The 18,128-nt window shown below is 71.2% G+C and carries 18 protein-coding genes and 1 pseudogene; 6 read left to right on the top strand and 13 right to left on the bottom strand.

Annotated elements, in window-relative coordinates; translation table 11 throughout:
* Nucleotides 1-62 precede the first annotated feature (62 nt).
* A complete protein-coding gene (locus ACP4J3_RS26735; RefSeq protein WP_426538590.1) occupies nucleotides 63-611 on the top strand; it encodes a YciI family protein in 549 nt (182 codons plus the stop codon).
* Nucleotides 612-644: 33 nt separating this feature from the next.
* Here ACP4J3_RS26735 and ACP4J3_RS26730 read toward each other — a convergent pair whose 3' ends face one another.
* A complete protein-coding gene (locus ACP4J3_RS26730) occupies nucleotides 645-1,976 on the bottom strand; it encodes a cytochrome P450 (RefSeq protein ID WP_426538589.1) in 1,332 nt (443 codons plus the stop codon).
* A gap of 222 nt (nucleotides 1,977-2,198) precedes the next feature.
* Between ACP4J3_RS26730 and ACP4J3_RS26725 the strand changes: the two genes are divergently transcribed.
* On the top strand, nucleotides 2,199-3,164 hold the full coding sequence (locus ACP4J3_RS26725; protein ID WP_426538588.1) for an NAD(P)H-dependent flavin oxidoreductase: 966 nt from the start codon (nucleotides 2,199-2,201) through the stop codon (nucleotides 3,162-3,164).
* A gap of 178 nt (nucleotides 3,165-3,342) precedes the next feature.
* Here ACP4J3_RS26725 and ACP4J3_RS26720 read toward each other — a convergent pair whose 3' ends face one another.
* Nucleotides 3,343-4,122 carry an NAD(P)H-dependent oxidoreductase gene (locus tag ACP4J3_RS26720; protein ID WP_426538587.1) on the bottom strand — a complete coding sequence of 260 codons (780 nt, stop codon included), beginning with the start codon at nucleotides 4,120-4,122 and terminating at the stop codon, nucleotides 3,343-3,345.
* 139 nt (nucleotides 4,123-4,261) lie between these two features.
* Between ACP4J3_RS26720 and ACP4J3_RS26715 the strand changes: the two genes are divergently transcribed.
* The 3 genes from ACP4J3_RS26715 (at nucleotide 4,262) to ACP4J3_RS26705 (ending at nucleotide 7,108) form a co-directional block, all read left to right on the top strand.
* Entirely contained in the window at nucleotides 4,262-5,098 is an 837-nt protein-coding gene (locus tag ACP4J3_RS26715) for a helix-turn-helix transcriptional regulator (protein WP_426538586.1), read from the top strand.
* Nucleotides 5,099-5,284: 186 nt separating this feature from the next.
* On the top strand, nucleotides 5,285-6,151 hold the full coding sequence (locus tag ACP4J3_RS26710; protein WP_426538585.1) for a potassium channel family protein: 867 nt from the start codon (nucleotides 5,285-5,287) through the stop codon (nucleotides 6,149-6,151).
* A gap of 195 nt (nucleotides 6,152-6,346) precedes the next feature.
* Entirely contained in the window at nucleotides 6,347-7,108 is a 762-nt protein-coding gene (locus ACP4J3_RS26705; protein ID WP_426538584.1) for a PIG-L deacetylase family protein, read from the top strand.
* Between the two features lie 78 nt (nucleotides 7,109-7,186).
* Here ACP4J3_RS26705 and ACP4J3_RS26700 read toward each other — a convergent pair whose 3' ends face one another.
* The 8 genes and pseudogenes from ACP4J3_RS26700 to ACP4J3_RS26665 all read right to left on the bottom strand — a co-directional run bounded on the left by ACP4J3_RS26700 (nucleotide 7,187) and on the right by ACP4J3_RS26665 (nucleotide 14,666).
* Nucleotides 7,187-8,407: an RNA polymerase sigma factor gene (locus tag ACP4J3_RS26700; RefSeq protein WP_426538583.1), complete on the bottom strand. Its 1,221-nt coding sequence runs from the start codon at nucleotides 8,405-8,407 to the stop codon at nucleotides 7,187-7,189.
* A gap of 7 nt (nucleotides 8,408-8,414) precedes the next feature.
* Nucleotides 8,415-8,768, bottom strand: a complete 354-nt coding sequence (locus ACP4J3_RS26695; RefSeq protein ID WP_426538582.1) for a YciI family protein — start codon at nucleotides 8,766-8,768, stop codon at nucleotides 8,415-8,417.
* A complete protein-coding gene (locus ACP4J3_RS26690; RefSeq protein ID WP_426538581.1) occupies nucleotides 8,765-9,256 on the bottom strand; it encodes a VOC family protein in 492 nt (163 codons plus the stop codon). The genes ACP4J3_RS26695 and ACP4J3_RS26690 overlap by 4 nt, the downstream gene beginning before the upstream one ends.
* 122 nt (nucleotides 9,257-9,378) lie before the next feature.
* Nucleotides 9,379-10,275 carry a DMT family transporter gene (locus tag ACP4J3_RS26685; protein WP_426538580.1) on the bottom strand — a complete coding sequence of 299 codons (897 nt, stop codon included), beginning with the start codon at nucleotides 10,273-10,275 and terminating at the stop codon, nucleotides 9,379-9,381.
* Between the two features lie 102 nt (nucleotides 10,276-10,377).
* Entirely contained in the window at nucleotides 10,378-11,442 is a 1,065-nt protein-coding gene (locus ACP4J3_RS26680) for a methyltransferase (RefSeq protein WP_426538579.1), read from the bottom strand.
* Between the two features lie 83 nt (nucleotides 11,443-11,525).
* Entirely contained in the window at nucleotides 11,526-12,356 is an 831-nt protein-coding gene (locus ACP4J3_RS26675) for a helix-turn-helix domain-containing protein (protein WP_426538578.1), read from the bottom strand.
* Nucleotides 12,357-12,462: 106 nt separating this feature from the next.
* Nucleotides 12,463-13,711: pseudogene (locus tag ACP4J3_RS26670) on the bottom strand (purine-cytosine permease family protein).
* A gap of 112 nt (nucleotides 13,712-13,823) precedes the next feature.
* Nucleotides 13,824-14,666 (bottom strand): class I SAM-dependent methyltransferase, encoded by an 843-nt coding sequence (locus tag ACP4J3_RS26665; protein ID WP_426538577.1) that lies wholly within the window; start codon nucleotides 14,664-14,666, stop codon nucleotides 13,824-13,826.
* 106 nt (nucleotides 14,667-14,772) lie between these two features.
* On the opposite strand from ACP4J3_RS26665, the gene ACP4J3_RS26660 reads away from it, so the two are divergent.
* Complete coding sequence (locus tag ACP4J3_RS26660) at nucleotides 14,773-15,417, top strand: hypothetical protein (RefSeq protein ID WP_426538576.1); 645 nt, start codon at nucleotides 14,773-14,775, stop codon at nucleotides 15,415-15,417.
* A 63-nt stretch (nucleotides 15,418-15,480) separates the two neighbouring features.
* Here ACP4J3_RS26660 and ACP4J3_RS26655 read toward each other — a convergent pair whose 3' ends face one another.
* The 3 genes from ACP4J3_RS26655 to ACP4J3_RS26645 all read right to left on the bottom strand — a co-directional run bounded on the left by ACP4J3_RS26655 (nucleotide 15,481) and on the right by ACP4J3_RS26645 (nucleotide 18,076).
* Nucleotides 15,481-15,858 (bottom strand): peptidase inhibitor family I36 protein, encoded by a 378-nt coding sequence (locus tag ACP4J3_RS26655; RefSeq protein ID WP_426538575.1) that lies wholly within the window; start codon nucleotides 15,856-15,858, stop codon nucleotides 15,481-15,483.
* Nucleotides 15,859-16,496: 638 nt separating this feature from the next.
* Nucleotides 16,497-17,330, bottom strand: coding sequence for an alpha/beta fold hydrolase (locus ACP4J3_RS26650; protein ID WP_426538574.1), 834 nt, complete (start codon nucleotides 17,328-17,330; stop codon nucleotides 16,497-16,499).
* 128 nt (nucleotides 17,331-17,458) lie between these two features.
* Nucleotides 17,459-18,076, bottom strand: a complete 618-nt coding sequence (locus ACP4J3_RS26645; RefSeq protein ID WP_426538573.1) for a TOPRIM nucleotidyl transferase/hydrolase domain-containing protein — start codon at nucleotides 18,074-18,076, stop codon at nucleotides 17,459-17,461.
* Nucleotides 18,077-18,128 lie beyond the last annotated feature (52 nt).

Here is an 18,128-nt window from a genome sequence, read left to right as displayed (position 1 = left end):
ACGAAGTATAAGTACTCGCCATTCTGGGCATGTTGGGGCCTGGCCGGACCCAGACTGCGGGGATGGAGTTCTTCTGCTACCACCGCGACCGTTCCGACTCGCTGCCCCTGCGCGGGAAGCTGGGGGAGGAGCACTGGTCGTACATGGACCTGTTCGCCGAGCAGTTGATCGCGCGAGGCCCGACCTTCGCGGCGGACGGTGAGACGCCGACGGGCAGTGTGCACATCGTCGACCTGCCCGACCCGGCCGCGGCCCGCGCGTTCGCCTTCGACGAGCCCAACTACCAGGCCGGCGTGTACCGGGACGTGCTGCTGCGCCGGTGGCGCAACATGCTCGGGCGCACCATGTGGGACTTCCCCGGCGGCAGCGGCGGCGGTGACCGGTATCTGGTGCTGGGCCTCGGCCCGGAGCGAACCGACGGCCCGGCCGAGCCGCCGGCGGGCGAGGACCTCATCGCGTACGGGCCGCTGCTGTCCGACGACGCCGCCGCCTGGCTCGGTACGGCGGCGCTGGTCAGGGCGCCGGACGCGGAGACGGCACGTGCCGTGCTGGCGCCGCACCGATACGCCGATGTCGAGGTCCACGCCTGGGAGTTCGGCGGGCGGCGCTGAGTCGGGGGAGCGCCGAAACCGGCGCCGCCGCAGTCAGCCGAGGGGCGGTCGCAAGGTCGCGGGAGTGGGACCGTCCGGGCGGACGGTGATGCCGTACTTCGCCTTCTCGGGGGTGGAGGAGAAGACCACGGTGTGGGCCGGCAGCAGACGCTCGAGCAGGACGGTCGACTCGCGCATCGCGAACTGCATCCCGAGGCAGGCGCGCGGACCGATGCCGAAGGGGAGATAGGCGCCCGTATGACTCGGCCGGCCGTTCGGGGTGAGGAAGCGCCGCGGGTCGAATCGCTCGGGATCCGGCCACAGTTCGGGATCGCGGTGGGTGAGATAGGGGCAGACCAGGAGGTCGGTGCCGGCCTCGACGGTGTAGCCGGCGAGCGTGTCGTCCTCGGCGGCGTGGCGGGGCAGGACCCAGGCGGACGGGTAGAGCCGGAGCGTCTCGTGGACCAGCGCCTGGACGGCCTGACGGCGCTGGTCCGAGCCCTCGCCACCGGCCGCGAGGGTCTGTTCACGGGCGCCGGGGTACTGGTCGAGCAACAGATACAGCCAGGTCAGGGTGTTGGCCGTGGTCTCGTGCCCGGCCGCGAGCAGCGTGACCAGCTCGTCGCGGATCAGCCGGTCGGTGTACTCGGGCCGCTCGGCGGCGGCGTCGACCAGAACGCGCAGCAGTCCCGGGCCGTCCGGGCCCACCTCCCCGCCGCGGGCGGCTTCGATCGCGCGCCGGGCGACCGCGTCGATCCGGGCCAGATCGGCGGCCACGGCTTCCCTGGCGTCCTCGGCATCGGCGGGCAGCGTCGGAAGGGCGGCCCCCACGGCCTCCACGGCCGTCAGTTCGCGCTGGGTGTCGTCGTCGAGGGGGTGGCCGGTGAGCGAGCGCCAGATGACGTCCAGGGCGAAGCGCTGCATCTCCCGTCCGACGTCCAGGGCCTGTCCGGTGCGCGCGTACGCCGCCCAGCGCTCGGCGGTGACCCGGGCCGCCTCGGTGATCCGCGCGTCGTAGCGGCGCATCCCGGTGCCGGTGAACTGGGACTGGAGCAGCCGCCGCTGCCGCTTCCACGCCTCGCCCTCGGCCGACAGGACGCCGTCGCCGACCAGCAGCCGTGCGCGGTGGGACCGCTTGACGTACGTCTCCGGGTGGCGGGCGAGCACGTGCTGAACGGCGTGCGGCTCGGTCACGAGAACGGTGTGGGCGGGCCCGAGCCGGAAGGCGGCGACACCACCGACGCGCTCACGCACCAGGGTGAGGAGTTCGACCAGTTCACCCCCGCGTGCATGCCACCGCTGCACGAGCTCGGACTCGGCTTCGGGAACCGGCCGGGCCGTTCCGGAAGCGTGCGGGAGGGAGCCGGGACCGGCTTCGGTGTCCATGGTCCTTGTTCCTTCTCAGGGTTGGCCGCTGGGCGTTGGGCTTCGGGCGTGTGGTGGATGTGGTGGCGCACGCGCTGCTGCCACGGACTGTACGGGAGAAGCAGGCACATTTGGTGACAGTCCGCCGGGGCCAAGTCCGAAGCGCGCGGGGCGTTTCCGGGGGCGCCCCGCCACCACTGAAAGAGATGTGCTCGCTCTCGACGATGGGCGAGCATGGCGGACATGGCATTGTCGACGGAGTTCACGCAACTGTTCGGTGTGGAACACCCGATCGCCCTGGCCCCGATGGGCGGGTCGGCCGGAGGCGCCCTGACGGCGGCGGTCTCACGCGGCGGCGGCCTCGGACTGCTGGGCAGCGGTAACGGTGACGAGGACTGGCTGGCCCGCGAGTTGCCCGTCCTGGCCGCGGAGGCCGGCGGGAAGCCGTGGGGCATCGGCTTTCAGGCGTGGGCGATCGATGACGGCGTGGTCGCGCGGGCACTGGAGCACGACCCGGCGGCGATGATGCTGTCCTTCGGCGACCCGAGCCCGTTCGCGAAGCGCGTGCGCGACTCGGGCACGGCGCTGATCCTCCAGGTCACCGACCTGGAAGAGGCCCGCAGGGCAGTGGATCTCGGCGCCGACGTGATCGTGGCGCAGGGCACCGAGGCCGGCGGTCACGGGTCCGGGCGCGGGCGATCGACCCTGCCGTTCGTGCCTGTCGTGGTGGATCTGGCGGCGCCGGTGCCGGTGCTGGCGGCCGGCGGTATCGCCGACGGGCGTGGCGTGGCGGCGGCCCTGGCGCTGGGGGCGGCCGGAGCCTTGCTCGGCACCCGCTTCCAGGCCACGGCGGAGGCGCTGGTGGCCCCCGCCACGGTTCAGGCGATCCTCGAGGGAGGCGGAGACGACACCGAGCGCAACCGGGTGCTGGACATCGCCCGCGCATCGCGCTGGCCCGCGAAGTACACCGCCCGCACCCTGGGCCATCCCTTCCTCGACGAATGGCGGGACCGCGAGGACGAACTCGCCGCCGACCCACACGCCCGGCAGGCGTACCGGGACGCCGTCGCCCAGGGCACGATCCCCGCGTTGCCGCAGTGGGCCGGCGAGGCGATCGACCTCATCACCGACCTGCCGTCCGCGGCGGAACTGGTCACCACCCTGGCGGCGCGGGCCGAAGCGGCACTGTCCCGAGCCGGCAGGCGCTGACCTGGTGCTTCTGAGGCGCGCCCCCTCCTTCAGGAGGGGGCGCAGGCCAACTTCTCGGCTCATGGCGCATCGCAGAAGGAACAGTCCCTTCCCCGACTCCTGCTTGAGCTGCTGCATGGCCTCGCCTGGATACCCGGGCGCTCACTCTGCCCGGCGTCATCGTGGCCCTCGTCGGCGGTCAGCCGCGCACGTGCAGCCCGAAACCCGTGCGGCCCGCGGGCTCCAGTCCCTCCCTCAGGTGCAGCGAGGGGATCTCGTAGTCGCCGAAGTTCTGCCGCCGGAACGCGATCGGCTCGGTCGACTCCAGGGTGAGCAGGCGCTGCTCCCACGCCTTGGCGACGAGCGGGTATTCCTCGTCCGTCATCCGGTCGGTGCCGTACAGCACGAACGGCGGCAGTACCTCGATGCCCGGGTAGTAGAGGATGCCGTGGTGGATCGGGAACAGCAGGTCGTCGATGGGGCCGTTGATCCCGCGCGCGGCGTAGTGCGACTCCGGGCCGCCGGCGGTCACCGACAGAAGAGCCTTCCTGCCCGCGAGGGTGCCCTCGCCGAAGCGCTCGCCGTACTTGGTGTCGCTGTGCTCGCCGACGCCGTACGCGAAGTGGTAGACGAACACCCGGTCCACCCAGCCCTTGAGGATCGCGGGCATCGTGTACCACCACAGCGGGAACTGGAGGATGATTGCGTCGGCCCACAGCAGCTTCTCCTGCTCGGCGAGGACGTCCGGGGTGAGCGACCCGGCGTCGAAGGCCCGGCCCGAGTCAAGGGCGACCTTCAGCGGACTCGAGGTGTGGGGGCCGTAGTCCGCGGCGTCCACGACCGCCTTCCAGTTCATCGCGTACAGATCACTCACCCGCACCTCGTGCCCGGCATTCTCCAAGGTGGACACCGCGAGGTTCTTCAGCGCGCCGTTGAGCGACTTCGGCTCCGGGTGGGCGTAGACGATCAGCGTCTTCATGGGAACTCCTTCGGATCGGATGCCTTCGATCCTGGGCGCCCTGGCGCCCGGCGTTCAGGGACGCCGCTTCCGTCGGACGGGACTTCCTGGTAACGGCAGGACCACCCTGCGCGGGCAACACCGAGGCCATACTGGGGGTATGGACGATCTTGCGGGCTACCTGCGGACTCGGCGTTCCCGGGTCGACCCGGCAGCCGTCGGCATCCCCGTCGACAGCCGCCGCCGCGTCGAAGGGCTGCGCCGCGAAGAGGTCGCGCACCTGTCCGGAGTCAGCGTCGACTACTACGTACGCCTGGAGCAGGGCCGCGCGACCCAGCCCTCCGAACAGGTCCTCGGCGCGCTCGCCCGTGTCCTCGGCCTGGACGAGACCGAACGCGGGCATCTCTACCGGCTCGCCCGGCAACGCGACCGCCGCCGTGAGAAGGCGAAGGCGCCGGGCCGCCGGATACGGCCGGAACTGCTGCATGTTCTCGACCTGGTCGCCGACGCACCCGCGATGATCATGAATCACCGCCTGGACGTGCTCGCGGGGAACCGCCTCGCCGGGCTCCTCTACGGCCGGCCGATGCCGGGGTTGAACACGGCCCGGCACATCTTCTTCGAGGAGGCCGAGCGCGGCCTGTACGCGGACTGGGAGACATGCACCCTCGACGTGGTCGGGCATTTGCGCCTGGCCGCCGGCAAATACCCCGAGGACCCCCACCTGGCGTCGCTCATCGGTGAGTTGGCGATGGGCAGCGAGCGGTTCCGGCGCCTCTGGGCCCGCGCGGACGTACGCGCCCGCGCACATGGCCGCAAGGCGTTCCGGCACCCGCTGGTCGGGCTGCTGGAACTGCACCAGGAGAACTTCGCGCTGCCGGACGGATCAGGCATGGAGCTGCTGGTGCTGTCCGCGCCCCCCGGCAGCCCCGCCGAGGACGGACTGCGCCTCCTCGCGGGCCTGGGCTCGGACAGCGGTGACGCGCACCCGGAGTGAACGCCGAGATCCGCGAGCGACTGTGGTGAGCCTGCCTTGTCAGAAGGCTGTTCCCGCCCTGTCCTGCGAAGGCTGCGCCGACCGACTCGCTCCGCACCGCACCGGTGGCCGTCGGGCGGATGTACTCGGCCCGATGTCCGGTCGGCAGCATGCTGGAGCCGGAACCGGAGCCACTGAGGAGGATGCATGGACGGGCTGATCTCGGTGATCGGCGGGGCCGTGGTGGTGGTCATTCTGCGGGACGTGTTCCACACGCTGTGGCATCCGACCCGCCACGGCGGACTGAGCCGGCTCGTGATGACAACGCTGTGGCGCCTGTCCTCCCGCGCCGGTCCGAACCGGAGGGCCGCCGGAGTCGCCGGACCGCTCGGCATGGCCCTCGTGGTGGCGATGTGGGCTCTGGGCGTGGCCGTGGGCTGGGCGGTGATGTACTGGCCGCACATGCCGGAGGCGTTCGTCTTCTCCAGCGCCCTGGAGCCGACCCAGCACTCACGGCCGGTGGACGCCCTCTACATCTCGCTGGTGATGCTGGGCACCCTCGGCCTCGGCGACATCGCACCCGCGGAGGAGTGGCTGCGGGTCGTTGCACCCCTGGAGGCACTGGTCGGTCTCGCTCTGCTGACCGCCACCGTCTCATGGGTGCTCGGCGTCTTCCCCGCACTCGCCCGGCGCCGGACGCTGGCGCTGCGCATCTGCCATCTGCGCCGCGCCGCACTGACCGACGAGCAACTGGACTCCGACGCGGGGGCGACGGCGCTGGACGCACTGGCCGCCGACATCGCCCGGGTGACCGTGGACTTCGCCCAGTACCCGGAGTCGTACTACTTCCACGACGGGACCGGGGACACCTCGCTCGCGCGGAGCGTCGGCTACGCCGCCGAACTCGTCGAGCGTATGCGCCGGGCCAAGCACCCGGGCGCCCGGATCGCGTCCTCCGTGCTCGCCGCCGCACTCGACGACCTCGCCTCTGTGCTCGACGAGCGCTTCCTGCGGACCGGGAAGGGCCGACAGCAGATCCTCGTCGTCTACGCCCGCGACCACGGCGCCGGCTGATACGCGCAGACCGCCCGGTCGCTGCGCTGTCATTGCCGCCTGCTTCTCGCCAAGTTGCCATCAGCCGACGCAGACGCCCGACAGCGCGGCACGGCGCGGTTGCCACCCGGCTCGGCTCGCCGCCCGCCGGGCCGAGGCTCACCGGCACCTCCGAAACAGCGGACGACGGGCCCGAAACGCGCAAGGATGGCCGGTATGACGTTGCCTGCCCTCCCCGAGGAGTCCTTCCAGCGCGTGCTCTGCGTCGTCGCGCACCCTGACGACATGGAGTACGGCACGTCCGCGGCCGTCGCTCGCTGGACCGAGCGTGGCATCGAGGTCGGCTATCTCCTGCTCACCCGCGGCGAGGCCGGCATGCCGAACCCTCCCGAGGAGACGGCACGCCTGCGCGTCGCCGAGCAGCAGGCCGCCTGCGCCGTCGTCGGCGTCGAGCACCTGACCGTCCTCGAACACCCGGACGGCGTGCTCGTCTACGGCCTCGACCTGCGCCGGGACATCTGCCGGGAGATCCGCCGGTTCAAGCCCGACGTCGTACTCGGCGGCGGTTACGAGATCGAGACGCCCTATGGCTTCGACCAGGCCGACCACCGCGCGGCCGGGCTCGCGACGCTCGACGCGGTGCGTGACGCGGGCAACCGGTGGGTCTTCCCGGAGCAGATCGACGAGGAGGACCTCGAACCGCACTCCGTGCGCTGGTTCATCGTCCCCGGACTCGTCGGCGCCGGCGCGACCCACGGTGTCGAGGTCACGGGTGAGCCGCTGCGCCGCGGCGTCGCCTCGCTCGAGGCGCACGCCGCGTACCTGGCCGCGCTCCCGGACCACCCCGCCCCCGAGGACTTCATCCCGAAGTTCACCGCGCTCAGCGGCAAGGCCATGGGCGTCGAGCACGCCGTCCTGTTCCGCGCCCACGACCTGCAGGCACCACCGGACTTCTCCGCTGAAGCCGTGCAGGACTGACTCGGGGTCCGGCACCGGCCACGCTCGGCACCAGGTGCCGCCAGTCACGGACCGACGGTCCCTTCACACACCGCACCCTCAGGAGGCGGCGCGTTCCTGGAGCAGCGTGCGCTCCGCGGGGTTGGTGGTCAGGTCGAGGGCGAGGCGGTCCGCGGTGCGGGCCTCGTCGGGGCGGTCGAGTGCGCGCAGGAGGTCGGCGCGGGTGGCGTGGAACAAGTAGTAGTGGTCGAGTTCCGCGGCCAGGCCGTCCACCTCGGCCAGGGCGGCGCGCGGGCCCCGGGTGTAGCGGAGGGCGACCGCCCGGTGGAGGCGCGTGACCGGCGACGGGGCCAGGTGCAGCAGCATGTCGTACAGCAGCACGATCTGCTCCCAGTCGGTGTCCGCCCAGCGCGCCGCCTCGGCGTGACATGCGACGATCGCGGCCTGGAGCTGGTACGGGCCCGGGCGCTGCCGCCTGATGGCACGGGTCAGCAGTGCCGCGGCCGCCGTGATCGCCCCGTGGTCCCACAGGGAACGGTCCTGGTCCTCGAGTCGCACGAGCGTGCCCTCGGGGGTGACGCGGGCGGCCGTACGGGCCCGGTGCAGCCGGATCAGCGCGAGCAGCCCGGCCACTTCGGGCTCGGTCGGCATCAGCCGGTGCAGCAGCGCGGCCAGCCACTCGGCGTCGTCGGCGAGGTCGTGCGACTGCGCCTGTCCGGCGGTGGAGAGGTAGCCCTCGTTGAACAGCAGGTAGATGACCGCGAGGACCTGCGAGAGGCGGCCGGCCAGTTCCTCGTCGTCCGGCACGCGGTACGGGATCCCCGCCCTGGTGATCTTCTGCTTGGCCCGGGTGATGCGCTGCGCCACCGTCGACTCCCGTACCAGGAACGCGCGGGCGATCTGCGCGGTGGTCAGCCCGCACACCACACGGAGGGTGAGGGCGATCTGCGCCTCCTGCGTCAGCGCCGGGTGGCAGCAGGTGAAGATCAGCCGCAGCCGCTCGTCCGGCTCCGCCGCCCCGTCCTCGTCCGGCGGCCACCGAAGCTGCGCGAGCTTGCGCCGGTAGTTCTCCTGGCGCCGCAGCAGGTCCAGCCCGCGCCGCCGCGCCACCGTGAACAGCCAGGCGTCGGGCCGCTCCGGAACGCCCTCCTGCGGCCAGCGCTTCAGCGCCACCAGCACCGCGTCCTGCACCAGGTCCTCGGCGGTGGAGAAGTCACCGGTCACCTGGATCAGCGAGGCGGCCAGCCGGCCCGCGTGCTCCCGGACCACGCGCGCCAGCCGGTCGTGCGACTGAGCCGTCTCGTACGGCGATGAGGTCACCTGCCGCTCACTCCATCGGGCCGGTCTCCACCGGGCGGATCTCGACCACCGGACAGCCGGGCCACGTCCGCACCATCCGCAGGGCCTCATCGAGGTCGGCGACGTCGATCTCGGTGTATCCGCTGACGACCTCCTTGCCCTCGACGAACGGCCCGTCGACCACGACCGGCTCCCCGCCCCCCAGCCGCACGGTCGTCGCCGTCTCCGGATCCCGCAGCTTCTGCCCGCCGGTGATCCGGCCTGCGTGGGCGGCGAACCACTCGTTGACCCGCTCGAACGCCCGCGCCCGCTCGGCCGGTCCCATCGCCTGGAACTCCGCGGCGAACTCCTCGGTCTCGACGAACAACAGCACGTACTTCATGCCTGGCCTCCCTCTCCCATCATGGCGGCCATCCGCCGCTGCGCCTCCTGCGGCGTCACGTCCTCCACATGCGTGGCCACGGTCCAGCAGTGCCCGTACGGATCGACGATCGCCCCGTCCCGGTCGCCGTAGAACTGATCCTCCGGCGCCCGCTTCAGCGTCGCCCCCAGCTCCACGGCACGAGCGACGACCGCGTCCACGTCGTCGACGTAGACGAACAGGAACGTGGGGCTGCCGGGCAGTCCGCCGGCGGGCGGGGCCTCGGTGCCCAGCATGGGCGAGGCGTCCTCGACGATGACGACCGAGTCCCCGATCTCGATCTCGGCGTGCGCGACGGTCCCGCCCGGACCCGGGAACCGCATCCGCTCGGTGGCTTCGAACACCTCACGGTAGAACTCCAGCGCCTTGGCGGCGCCCTGGACGACCAGACACGGGGTGACCCGGCGATAGGCGTCGGGAATCGGCTTCGGCGCGGTTGACGATGACATGGCTCGCCTCCTTGTGGCTCCTGTGCAGGGCGGGAATGCCCTGCTACCCAGAAGACGATCGGCGGACCGGCGGATACGACAGCCACACTGATCGGATTCTCAAGCGTCCGGGTGCGTCGCCTCTACCTGGCCCCTCGCTCCTCCTGCGGCGCCACCAGCGCCCGCGTGAGCGGAATCCGCGACAGTGCGAGGACCCCGGTCGCGATCAGCGCGACACCGAACATCTGGGGCAGCAGCCACCACCCCGAGCGGATGGTCTCCTCGTACAGGGTGATGCCGAGGGCGAGGCTCACCAGGGCGTCGCCGAGGGTGAGGGCGGGCTGCGAGGCGACCAGCGGACCGGCCTGCATGGCGTGCTCCAGCAGGAGCAGCGCGCACACGCCGGTCGCCGCGAAGCCGTACGTCTGCCAGGCGGTGAAGAAGCCCACGAGCCCTTGATCGTCGAGGATGTGCGTGGCGGCCTTCATCAGCGCCGCGGTCACCGCGTAACTGATCGCCGTCGCGGCACCCAGACAGGCCGCCCGGGCACGGCCCACCGGACGCCGGAACGCCGCGGCGGCGAGAACCACGACCAGCCCCATGCACACGACGAGCGCGGGAATCCAGCGATCGAGCGCCACATGGGTGCGATTGCCGGTGGGCGCGGCAGCGGCGAGCGCGACCGCCAGCCCCGCCACCACCCCCGTCACGGCCAGCCAGCCCGTGCCCGGCAGATGCCGGTGCATCAGCAGCGAGGCGACGATGAGGGTCAGCGGCAGCTCCAGCACGAACAGCGGCTGCGCGATCGTCAGCGGGCCGGTCGCCAGCGCCAGCGCCTGGCAGACGGCGGCGACGATCACGGTGAGCATGCCGGCCAGCCAGACGGGCCGGCGCAGCAGATCGAGCAGCAGCCCGGTCCGGAACCCCTCGGAGCGCGGCACGGTGAGCGCCGCCTTGCGCTGCAGCACGGTCGCGACGGCGTTGCTCAAGGCCGCGCAGAGCGCGAAGACGACGGAAATCGGGGTGTGCAGCGCGGTCACCTCCCGGACCGGCGGGCAGGCGACACCGGCCGGCCGTGTCCCTCCTGCCATCGTCGCCCGCGGCTCTCGCGTCCGCGCGGGGAGCGTGCTGTCCGCCCGCGATCAGTCGGCAACGGCCTCGATCAGTGAGAACGGTACGGCGTCGACGAGCGGCGTAACCGAGGTCAGGGACAGGCCGGCACGCCGGCACACCTCCGCGAAGTCCTCGCGGGTGCGCTCCCTGCCGCCCAGGTTCACCAGCATGTTGAGATCGCTGAGGTAGGTGATCCCGGCGTCGCTGACATCGGCCTCGGCGGCGCCCCCGACGGACTCCGGCAGCACGGGCTCCACGATCAGGACGACACCCCCGGGCGGCAGCACCTCGCGGCAGTGCGTCAGGATCGTGACCGCCTGTTCGTCCGACCAGTCGTGCAGAACGCTCTTGATCAGGTACAGGTCCGAGCCCTCGGGGACGGAGCGGAAGAAGTCACTCGGGACCAGGGAGCAGCGGTCGGCCAGCCCGTGTCGTTCCAGCGTCCTCGGTGCTCCGGCCAGGCCCTGCTCGGTGTCGAGGACCACGCCCCTGAGTCCCGGATGCGCACCGAGAACTCCGGCGAGGAGCGTCCCGTCGCCCCCGCCGACATCCGTGACGGACGTGAACCGCCCGAAGTCGAAGGCGTACGGCAGCACGGCGGCCGTCTCGGCGACGGCTTGGCTCATCGCCGCGTTGAACTCGGCGGAAAGCTCGGGTTGTTGGGCGAGGTGACTGAAGAAGTCCGTGCCGAAGACGGCGTCGAACGCGACCTCGCCGGTGCGGACACTGCCGTCCAGATGCTCCCAGGCGCGGATGATCGCCGGCTCGGTGAACATCCGCACGAACGAGGTGAGCGACTCGGGGTGCCCCGGGTCGAGCAGTGCCCCGGCCGGGGTCACCGAGAAGGAATCGGGGGCGTGCTCCGTAAGGAGGCCGAGGGCGGCCATGGCACGCAACAACCGTGCCATGGCCTGGGGTTCGGCGCCGGTGTCGGCGGCCACCGCGGCGGCCCGGCGCGGGGTGTCACCGACGAGCTCCACCACCCGCAATCGGACCGCCGCGCGCAGGGTCTGCGCGGCCATGCTCCCGAACGCGAGCCGGGCGATCAGATCACGGCCCGTCATGGCCACTGTCTGGACATCGGTGTTCGACACAGGTGCTGTCCTTCCGTGTGGGGTGATACGTGCATGAACCGGCGTGCACACGCGCGTGGCCCTCCCTCGGCGCGCGGGACGCGTCAGCCGGCGGTCGTGTTCATGCCTGCCAGGGCGCCCGGGGTGCATCCGGAAAGGGCCAGCACATCGCGATGGAGATGCGACTGATCGGCGTATCCGCAGGTCAGTGCCACGTCGCTGACACGCTCACCCGCGCACAGCGCGCGGGCGGCCCGGTCGAAGCGGACCAGCATGGCGGCCCGCTTGGGGGTGAGGCCGATCTGGGCCTCGAACCTGGACCACAGTCGTTTGCGGCTCCATCCGCAGGACGCCGCGAGGTCGGCGACCCGGACCCGCCCCCGACTGGCCACGATCGCGTCCCACGCGGCGGCGACCTCCGGCGACGTGGCCGGCGCCTCGGCGGCCCGCCGCGTGAGGAACTCGTCGGTCAGCGCGAGGCGTTCGTGCCATGTGCCGGCGTCGGTCAGCCGCTCGCCGAGCCGGCGCGCCCGTGGCCCCCACAGATCGTCGAGACCGGCGACGGACCCGTGCAGTTCATACGGGGGGAGGCCCAGCAGCGCGTAAGCGGCCCGCGGCGACAAGGTCACTTCGACGCACTCGACACGCTCACCGCGAATACGGGCCGGACCTGGCGAGAGCGAGGCCACGAGGCTCCGCAAGGATCGGCGACCGGCAGGGCCCTCCACCGTGAGTGGGGTGTCCCCGAGACCGATGACCACGACCACGGCGGGCTGGGGGAGCACCCGCAGGTCCAGTCCCACTCCGGCGCGGTCACGGAACCCGGCCATCCGCACGCCGTCGAGGGACGTGCCGCCGAGCGGGTGCACGGTCTCCCAGCCGTTGTCGGCATCGCGATCCGCGGGAGCGGCGGCCCCGGCCTCATGTGTGCGCATACCTCTACGGTCGCCGAGATCCGCCGTCCTGTCTTGGACGAAAGTTCCGCGGACCGGGACGGCCGGGCGGGAGGGGGCCGCCCGGCCGCGCTCGCGGCTGTCGGGATCAGGCCGTGGCCGGCAGCACGTGGTCGCCCACGCTGTCCGTGCTCAGGCACAGCGAGCAGACCACAGCGTCATGGGTGGCACAGGCGGTGAGGTCGGGGCGCTCGTACGACTGGTGGCAGACATGGCAGTCGAGGGTGAGCGCGCTCGGGTTGCCGTCGCCGTCCAGCAGCGGCTCTTCGATGCCGTCGTCGGTGCGGCGCAGGTGGTACCGGCCCTTGGTGACGACGGCCATGAGCGGGGTGAGGACGAAGGCCATCACGGGCGCGGCGACGGGGGAGTACGGCTGAAGGGTGTCGCCGAGGGCGTGGAAGTACATGGCGATGGACAGCCCGGAGGCGGCGACGAACGCGACGACGCCGACCGGGTTGACGGCGTGGAGCATGCCGCGGCGGAACTCCGGCCGCAGCGGGGAGAGCTTCAGCAGGTGCTCGTTGACGCCGATGTCGGTGGCGACGGTGACGACCCAGGCGATGGCGCAGTTCGAGTAGAAGCCGAGGATGCCGTTGAGGAACGTTGATCTTGATCTGGCTGATGACGACCAGGACCACGGCCAGCGGGACGACCAGCCAGGACGGCATCATCGCGTCGAAGGCGCTGCGGAACTGCTGGATCGGCTCCGGCGCGGCGGCAGCCGGGTCCGGCCATCACCACGGCCGTCCACCAACCGCGCTTGTTCTCCTCGGTCTTGGGCGGCATGAAACGCGGGCCGACCATCAGCAGCAGCCAGATCGGGGTGGTCCACACCTGGAGCCTGCTCAGCGCCTTCATGCCGACCCCAGCCACAGCGGCATTCCCAGCCCGAGATTCAGCCCCTGGGCCATGATCGAGCCCTCGATGGCGAAGAAGATGAAGGTGAAGCTGGCGAAGATGACGCTGGTCAGGACGGACCCGTAGTACCCGAAGCCGGAGCCGCGGGTGATCAGGTCGAGGTCGATGTTCTAGCGGGCGCCGTAGTACGCGAGCGGAAAGCCGGTCACGAAGATGACGACGGCGGCGACGGCGATCGCCGCCAGCGCGTTCCCCGTGCCATGGGCCAGGCCGATACCGGCGCCGATGGAGAAGTCGGCCATGTAGGCGATCCCGCCGAGGGCGGTGGTGGCCACGACCATGGGGCTCCACCGGCGGTAACTGCGCGGAGCGAAAGGGATGGTGTAGTCCCCCAGCGTCTCCTTGACCGCTTGGTCGGCGACGACTGGCGTCGTGCCGGCCGGCCCCGACGTCGTCGATCGTGACTCGGTGGTGCTCATCACGCCTCCCGGCGGGGACTGTGATCCGACAGCCGGTCACGCTGGATAGTTGTTGTTACCACCGGTTTTCCCTTGTCGTGAACACGATGTTCCGGTCGGCAGGGGCGTCACGTCACTGCCTCCGCGACACCCCCAACTCGACGAGGTAGCGCTTGGTCACCCGGCCGCCGTACCGTCCGTCGATCAGTCCCGCGATACACGCCAGCAACCCGTCCCGGGCGTCCTCGGGAAGGGCGCGGTGCCCCGAGTAGGTCAGCAGCAGGTCGAGATAGTCCGACGTGGTGTAGGTGAGGTCCCGCTCATAGCGGCGGAAGACGGTCGCCCCGAACCGGCCGCTGCGCGCCACCTCCCGCGCATGATCCGAGCCGTCGACGTCGTCCGGCGAGGGCAGCCGCAGCCCGGGCGGAGTCTGCGGATCGAACCGCTCGTAGCAACGCTGCACCTGCGTGAAGAACTCCTGCGTGCCGCCCGCCACATGCTGCGTCCGCACCACAGCCAGCGCCCCACCCGGACGCAGCGCGTCGGCCGCCTTGATCACCCGCACCGCCGGATCGATCCAGTGGAACGCCGTCGCCGACACGACCACGTCGAACGGCTCCTCCGGCAGCGCCCAGCTTTCGAACGCGGCCGTCACCACCTCCACCCCCGCGGCCGCCCCAACCAGCTTGCGGCGGGCGACCGCGGCCATGCGCGGCCCCGCCTCGACGGCCGTGACCCGGCACCCCCGCCCGGCCAGCGGCACCGTCGCCTGACCGGTCCCGCAGCCCACCTCCAGCACCCGACTGCCGGGCCCGGCACCGGCGAGCTCCTCCAGGTCGTCGTACATCTCCGACGGATATCCGGGCCTGGCCCGGTCGTACCGCTCCGCGTCCTCGTCGAATGTGCGGCTCAGGCGGGCCCGCCGGGATTCCTCGGGCCGGTCATCGCGTCGCGCGCGCGTGAGATCGTCGGGCATGGGGATCACGCTAGCGACGGGGTTCCCCGCCGGCACACCCGTTTTCCCCGCACCTCGCCTCCCCGACAGGAGAAGAATGCAGCGGCATTCCGAACGGCACGCACACATGGCCGAATCCGCAGAGCATTCGGAACGCCTGCGTCACGTCTACTGGATCGGCGGCGGAAGCGGCGCCGGCAAGTCGACCATCGCCCGCCGGATCGCCGACCGGCACGGCTGGCGGCTCTATGCCACCGACGACGTGATGCAGGATCACGCCCGCAGGACCACGCCCCAACAAGCCCCTCTGCTCCACCAGTTCATCGCGATGGACATGGACGAGCGGTGGGTGAACCGCTCTCCGCAGGTCATGCTCGACACCTTCCACTGGTTCCGGGGCGAGGCCTTCGGCCTGATCGTCGAAGACCTGCTACGCCTCCCGCGGGAACCCCGCATCGTCGTCGAGGGTTTCCGCCTGCTGCCACACCTCGTGAAGCCGCTGCTCGCCGCCCCCGAGCACGCCGTCTGGCTCCTTCCCACCCCGGAGTTCCGCCAGGCCGCCATCCGGAGCCGGGCCGCACCGGGGGAGGGGTTCGTATGGCAGACCAGTGACCCGGAAAGGGCCGGCCGCAACCTGGCCGAACGCGACCACATGTTCACCATGCGCCTTCAGAGGGAGGTCGAGCGCCTCCACCTCCACGCCATCCACGTCGACACCACGGTGCGGGAGGACGATCTCGCCGCGCAGGTGACCACCGCATTGCGGATCTGACCCGGAACCGACGTCGGCCGGCGCGAAACCCGCGCCGGCCGAAACATCTTCGCTGTCAGCGCCTCAACACTCGCCGCGCCATACGACCTTGACGATGCGCGTGCCCGGTGCCGCGTTCGCCTTGTACGCGCCGGGGCCCGGGTTGTAGTGCAGGCAGGCCGTTTCGCCGCCACCGCCGGGCGAGGCGTAGGTCACGTCGACGTGGTCGGCACCCGGAAAACGCCCCCCGTTGTTGAAGGCGGAGCGGAAGGCGACGTTTCCACTCCAGTTCCCCTTGGTCTTCACGACGAGTCGACCGGTCTGGTTCACACCGCTGTAGGCGCAGAAATACTCCTTCTCGCAGCCGGGCGGATTGGGTTCCGCCGACGCACCCGGCGCGGTGACCAGCACGGTCGTGAAAGCGGCAGCCGCCACTGCCCCGACGGCAGCTTGTTTGCGCATGTCGTTGTTCCCCCTTGGTCGGAATGCCGAAGATCTTGGTCACGTACGCATCTCAGGCTGCCCGTCACCGATCGCCCTGCGCCAGATGATTCGATCCACGTCGAATGCGCATGCTGACGGCACATCCATGCCGTGGAGGCCGTTTCCCAAGAGAGAAGTCAACCCTCGCTCGCCGGACGGCTGGGGTTTCCCTGCCGGATGGTCTGCACGGCGAGCCGCCGACCTGATCAGTCGGCTGGGCTTCGACACCGTCGACGCCGGCCCTCTGACCGAGAGCTGGCGCTTCGAGCCGGAGACCGACCCCTGCGCGGTGCCGTATTTCGCCGCCCCTGACGTCTTGAAGGCCTTCGTGGCACAGGTGAGCGAAGCCCTCCGCTCCGGCACTCCGCCGCAGCTGCCCCCCGCCGGCCCGGGCCCCTGCTCAGCCTGGCAAGACTGCGGCCGAGCAGGACCTGGGCTGGAAGGTCCCGACTGCAGAACCGTTCCATCAGGGAATCCCTAGCTCGAACACCTCCTCGCTCGTCTCGGCACGGGACCGGGGCGCGCGCCGCGAGTTGCTTGCCCTCGGTCACAACTGCGGCCGCCGAGCGCGGTCTGAACCGGTGGCTCAGACCGCGCTCCGCACGTGTTGCTGTCGCTCAGCCTTCGCGTATGACCATGCGCAGGCGGGTGGCGAAGACGTCGGGGCTCTCGACGAACCCGGTGTGGCCGCCGGGGAACATCGTCGGCTCGGTGTCCAGCGCCTTGGCGAGCGCGCGGGAGGTTCGGTCGCAGAGCTGTCCGGCGGAGTCGTCGCCGACGCCCACCAGAACGCGGGTGGTCGCCGCGCGCAGGGCTGCCGGGTCGGGCTGCCAGTAGGTGGAAGCGCGCATCTCGTGGGCGAACCAGCGGCGCTCGTCCGCCACTTGCTGTGGCTCGCGCTCCCCGCCGAACATCTGCTCTATCAAGGGCTCGGGCATCGTGATGTCCGCCTGGGCGAAGAACTTCCTCCATGCCCCCGTCACGTCGCCGGCGAGGTAGGTGGCGATGAGGTCCTCGGTTCCGGCGCGCAGTTGCTCTCGGTCCTCCAGCAGCTCGATCAGCGGAGGCTCGTGGGCGACGACGGTGTGCACCTGGTCGGGGTGGGCCTGAGCGAGGGCCAGCGCGCTGACGGCGCCGCCGCTGGAGCCCAGGACGATGCCCGGTCCCGCGTCGACGTGGGTGATCAGCCGGGACAGGTCGTCGGCGCGCAGTTCGGGTGTCGAGTCCTGCTCGGGGTCGTCCAGCTCGCTGCGGTTGATGCCGCGTGGGTCGGTGGTGAGCACGGTGTGGTCGGTGGCCAGCAGCTCGGCCAGCGGTGCGAAGGCTGCGGCGTCCATCGGGGCACCGACCAGCACGATGAGAGGACCCTGTCCGCGCGCTTCGTAGTGCAGACGGGCCCCGGGCACTTTCAGGGAACGGACGGTAGCGGTGTCGGTCGGGCCAGAGGTCATGCGTTCTCCAGATGAGGCTGTGATCGGTCTGTCGATGACCTGGACCCCTCAGATCCCGCAAACTCATCGCTCGCAGGCCACGTCGTGCTGAGGCGATGGTTGGTGGCACCCTGAGGCTGGTGGGTGAGTCAGAGGCCGGCGAGGAGGTCGCCGAGCGGTGTGGGCACCTGGTCGGGCTCGAGGGCCTCGGTGAGGATGCGGGCGTAATGGATCTTGCGCCCTTTCTTGGTGCCGAGGAAGCGGCGAAGCTGCTGGTGCGGGGTGCGGTGCTGTTGCGCGGGCTGGCGCAGGAAGGTGTTCAGGGCGCGCTGATCGTCCTGGGTCTGGACGAGTTCGTTGACGCGGTCTGTGCCGAGGGCACGGATGAGTTCGTCTTCGAGATCGGCCGTGCAGACGAAGATGTCGCGTTGGGCGAGACCGGTGCCGTGCAGGGCGCGGCTGTAGTAAGGACGCTCTGCCACGTCGCAGAGTCCGGTGAGACGCAGGCCGAGGCCGGCCGGTCCGAGGACCCGGGCATAGCGTGCGACGCTCATGGCACCGCCCATGGCCAGAAGACAGGCTCCCTCGGCCGGCAGGTCCCGACCGCGTCGCGCGGCCAGTGTGCCGACTGCGGCGGCGTCGCTGGGCCCTTCGAGCAGAACGACGGTCCGTACGGACAACTCGGCGGCGAGTTCACGCGCGGGGCGGTCGGGGCCGCCAGCTGCCCATGCGGTGACTGCTTCCTGGAATGCGCCCATGTCGGCCATGGGACTGAGTGTCCGCTTGTGCGCGGCTGCCGTGCCAGGCGTTTTCCGTCAC

Source organism: Streptomyces sp. UG1 (genome assembly GCF_049974585.1).
GTDB lineage: Bacteria > Actinomycetota > Actinomycetes > Streptomycetales > Streptomycetaceae > Streptomyces.
This window is presented reverse-complemented; position numbering and strand designations above follow the sequence as displayed.

Coding starts and splice junctions, on each gene's coding strand:
- ACP4J3_RS26690 (WP_426538581.1), bottom strand. CDS start 9,256: ATGTCATCGTCAACCGCGCCGAAGCCGATTCCCGACGCCTATCGCCGG.
- ACP4J3_RS26710 (WP_426538585.1), top strand. CDS start 5,285: ATGGACGGGCTGATCTCGGTGATCGGCGGGGCCGTGGTGGTGGTCATT.
- ACP4J3_RS26655 (WP_426538575.1), bottom strand. CDS start 15,858: ATGCGCAAACAAGCTGCCGTCGGGGCAGTGGCGGCTGCCGCTTTCACG.
- ACP4J3_RS26725 (WP_426538588.1), top strand. CDS start 2,199: ATGGCATTGTCGACGGAGTTCACGCAACTGTTCGGTGTGGAACACCCG.
- ACP4J3_RS26675 (WP_426538578.1), bottom strand. CDS start 12,356: ATGCGCACACATGAGGCCGGGGCCGCCGCTCCCGCGGATCGCGATGCC.
- ACP4J3_RS26650 (WP_426538574.1), bottom strand. CDS start 17,330: ATGACCTCTGGCCCGACCGACACCGCTACCGTCCGTTCCCTGAAAGTG.
- ACP4J3_RS26715 (WP_426538586.1), top strand. CDS start 4,262: ATGGACGATCTTGCGGGCTACCTGCGGACTCGGCGTTCCCGGGTCGAC.
- ACP4J3_RS26735 (WP_426538590.1), top strand. CDS start 63: ATGGAGTTCTTCTGCTACCACCGCGACCGTTCCGACTCGCTGCCCCTG.
- ACP4J3_RS26695 (WP_426538582.1), bottom strand. CDS start 8,768: ATGAAGTACGTGCTGTTGTTCGTCGAGACCGAGGAGTTCGCCGCGGAG.
- ACP4J3_RS26720 (WP_426538587.1), bottom strand. CDS start 4,122: ATGAAGACGCTGATCGTCTACGCCCACCCGGAGCCGAAGTCGCTCAAC.
- ACP4J3_RS26665 (WP_426538577.1), bottom strand. CDS start 14,666: ATGCCCGACGATCTCACGCGCGCGCGACGCGATGACCGGCCCGAGGAA.
- ACP4J3_RS26730 (WP_426538589.1), bottom strand. CDS start 1,976: ATGGACACCGAAGCCGGTCCCGGCTCCCTCCCGCACGCTTCCGGAACG.
- ACP4J3_RS26705 (WP_426538584.1), top strand. CDS start 6,347: ATGACGTTGCCTGCCCTCCCCGAGGAGTCCTTCCAGCGCGTGCTCTGC.
- ACP4J3_RS26645 (WP_426538573.1), bottom strand. CDS start 18,076: ATGGCCGACATGGGCGCATTCCAGGAAGCAGTCACCGCATGGGCAGCT.
- ACP4J3_RS26660 (WP_426538576.1), top strand. CDS start 14,773: ATGGCCGAATCCGCAGAGCATTCGGAACGCCTGCGTCACGTCTACTGG.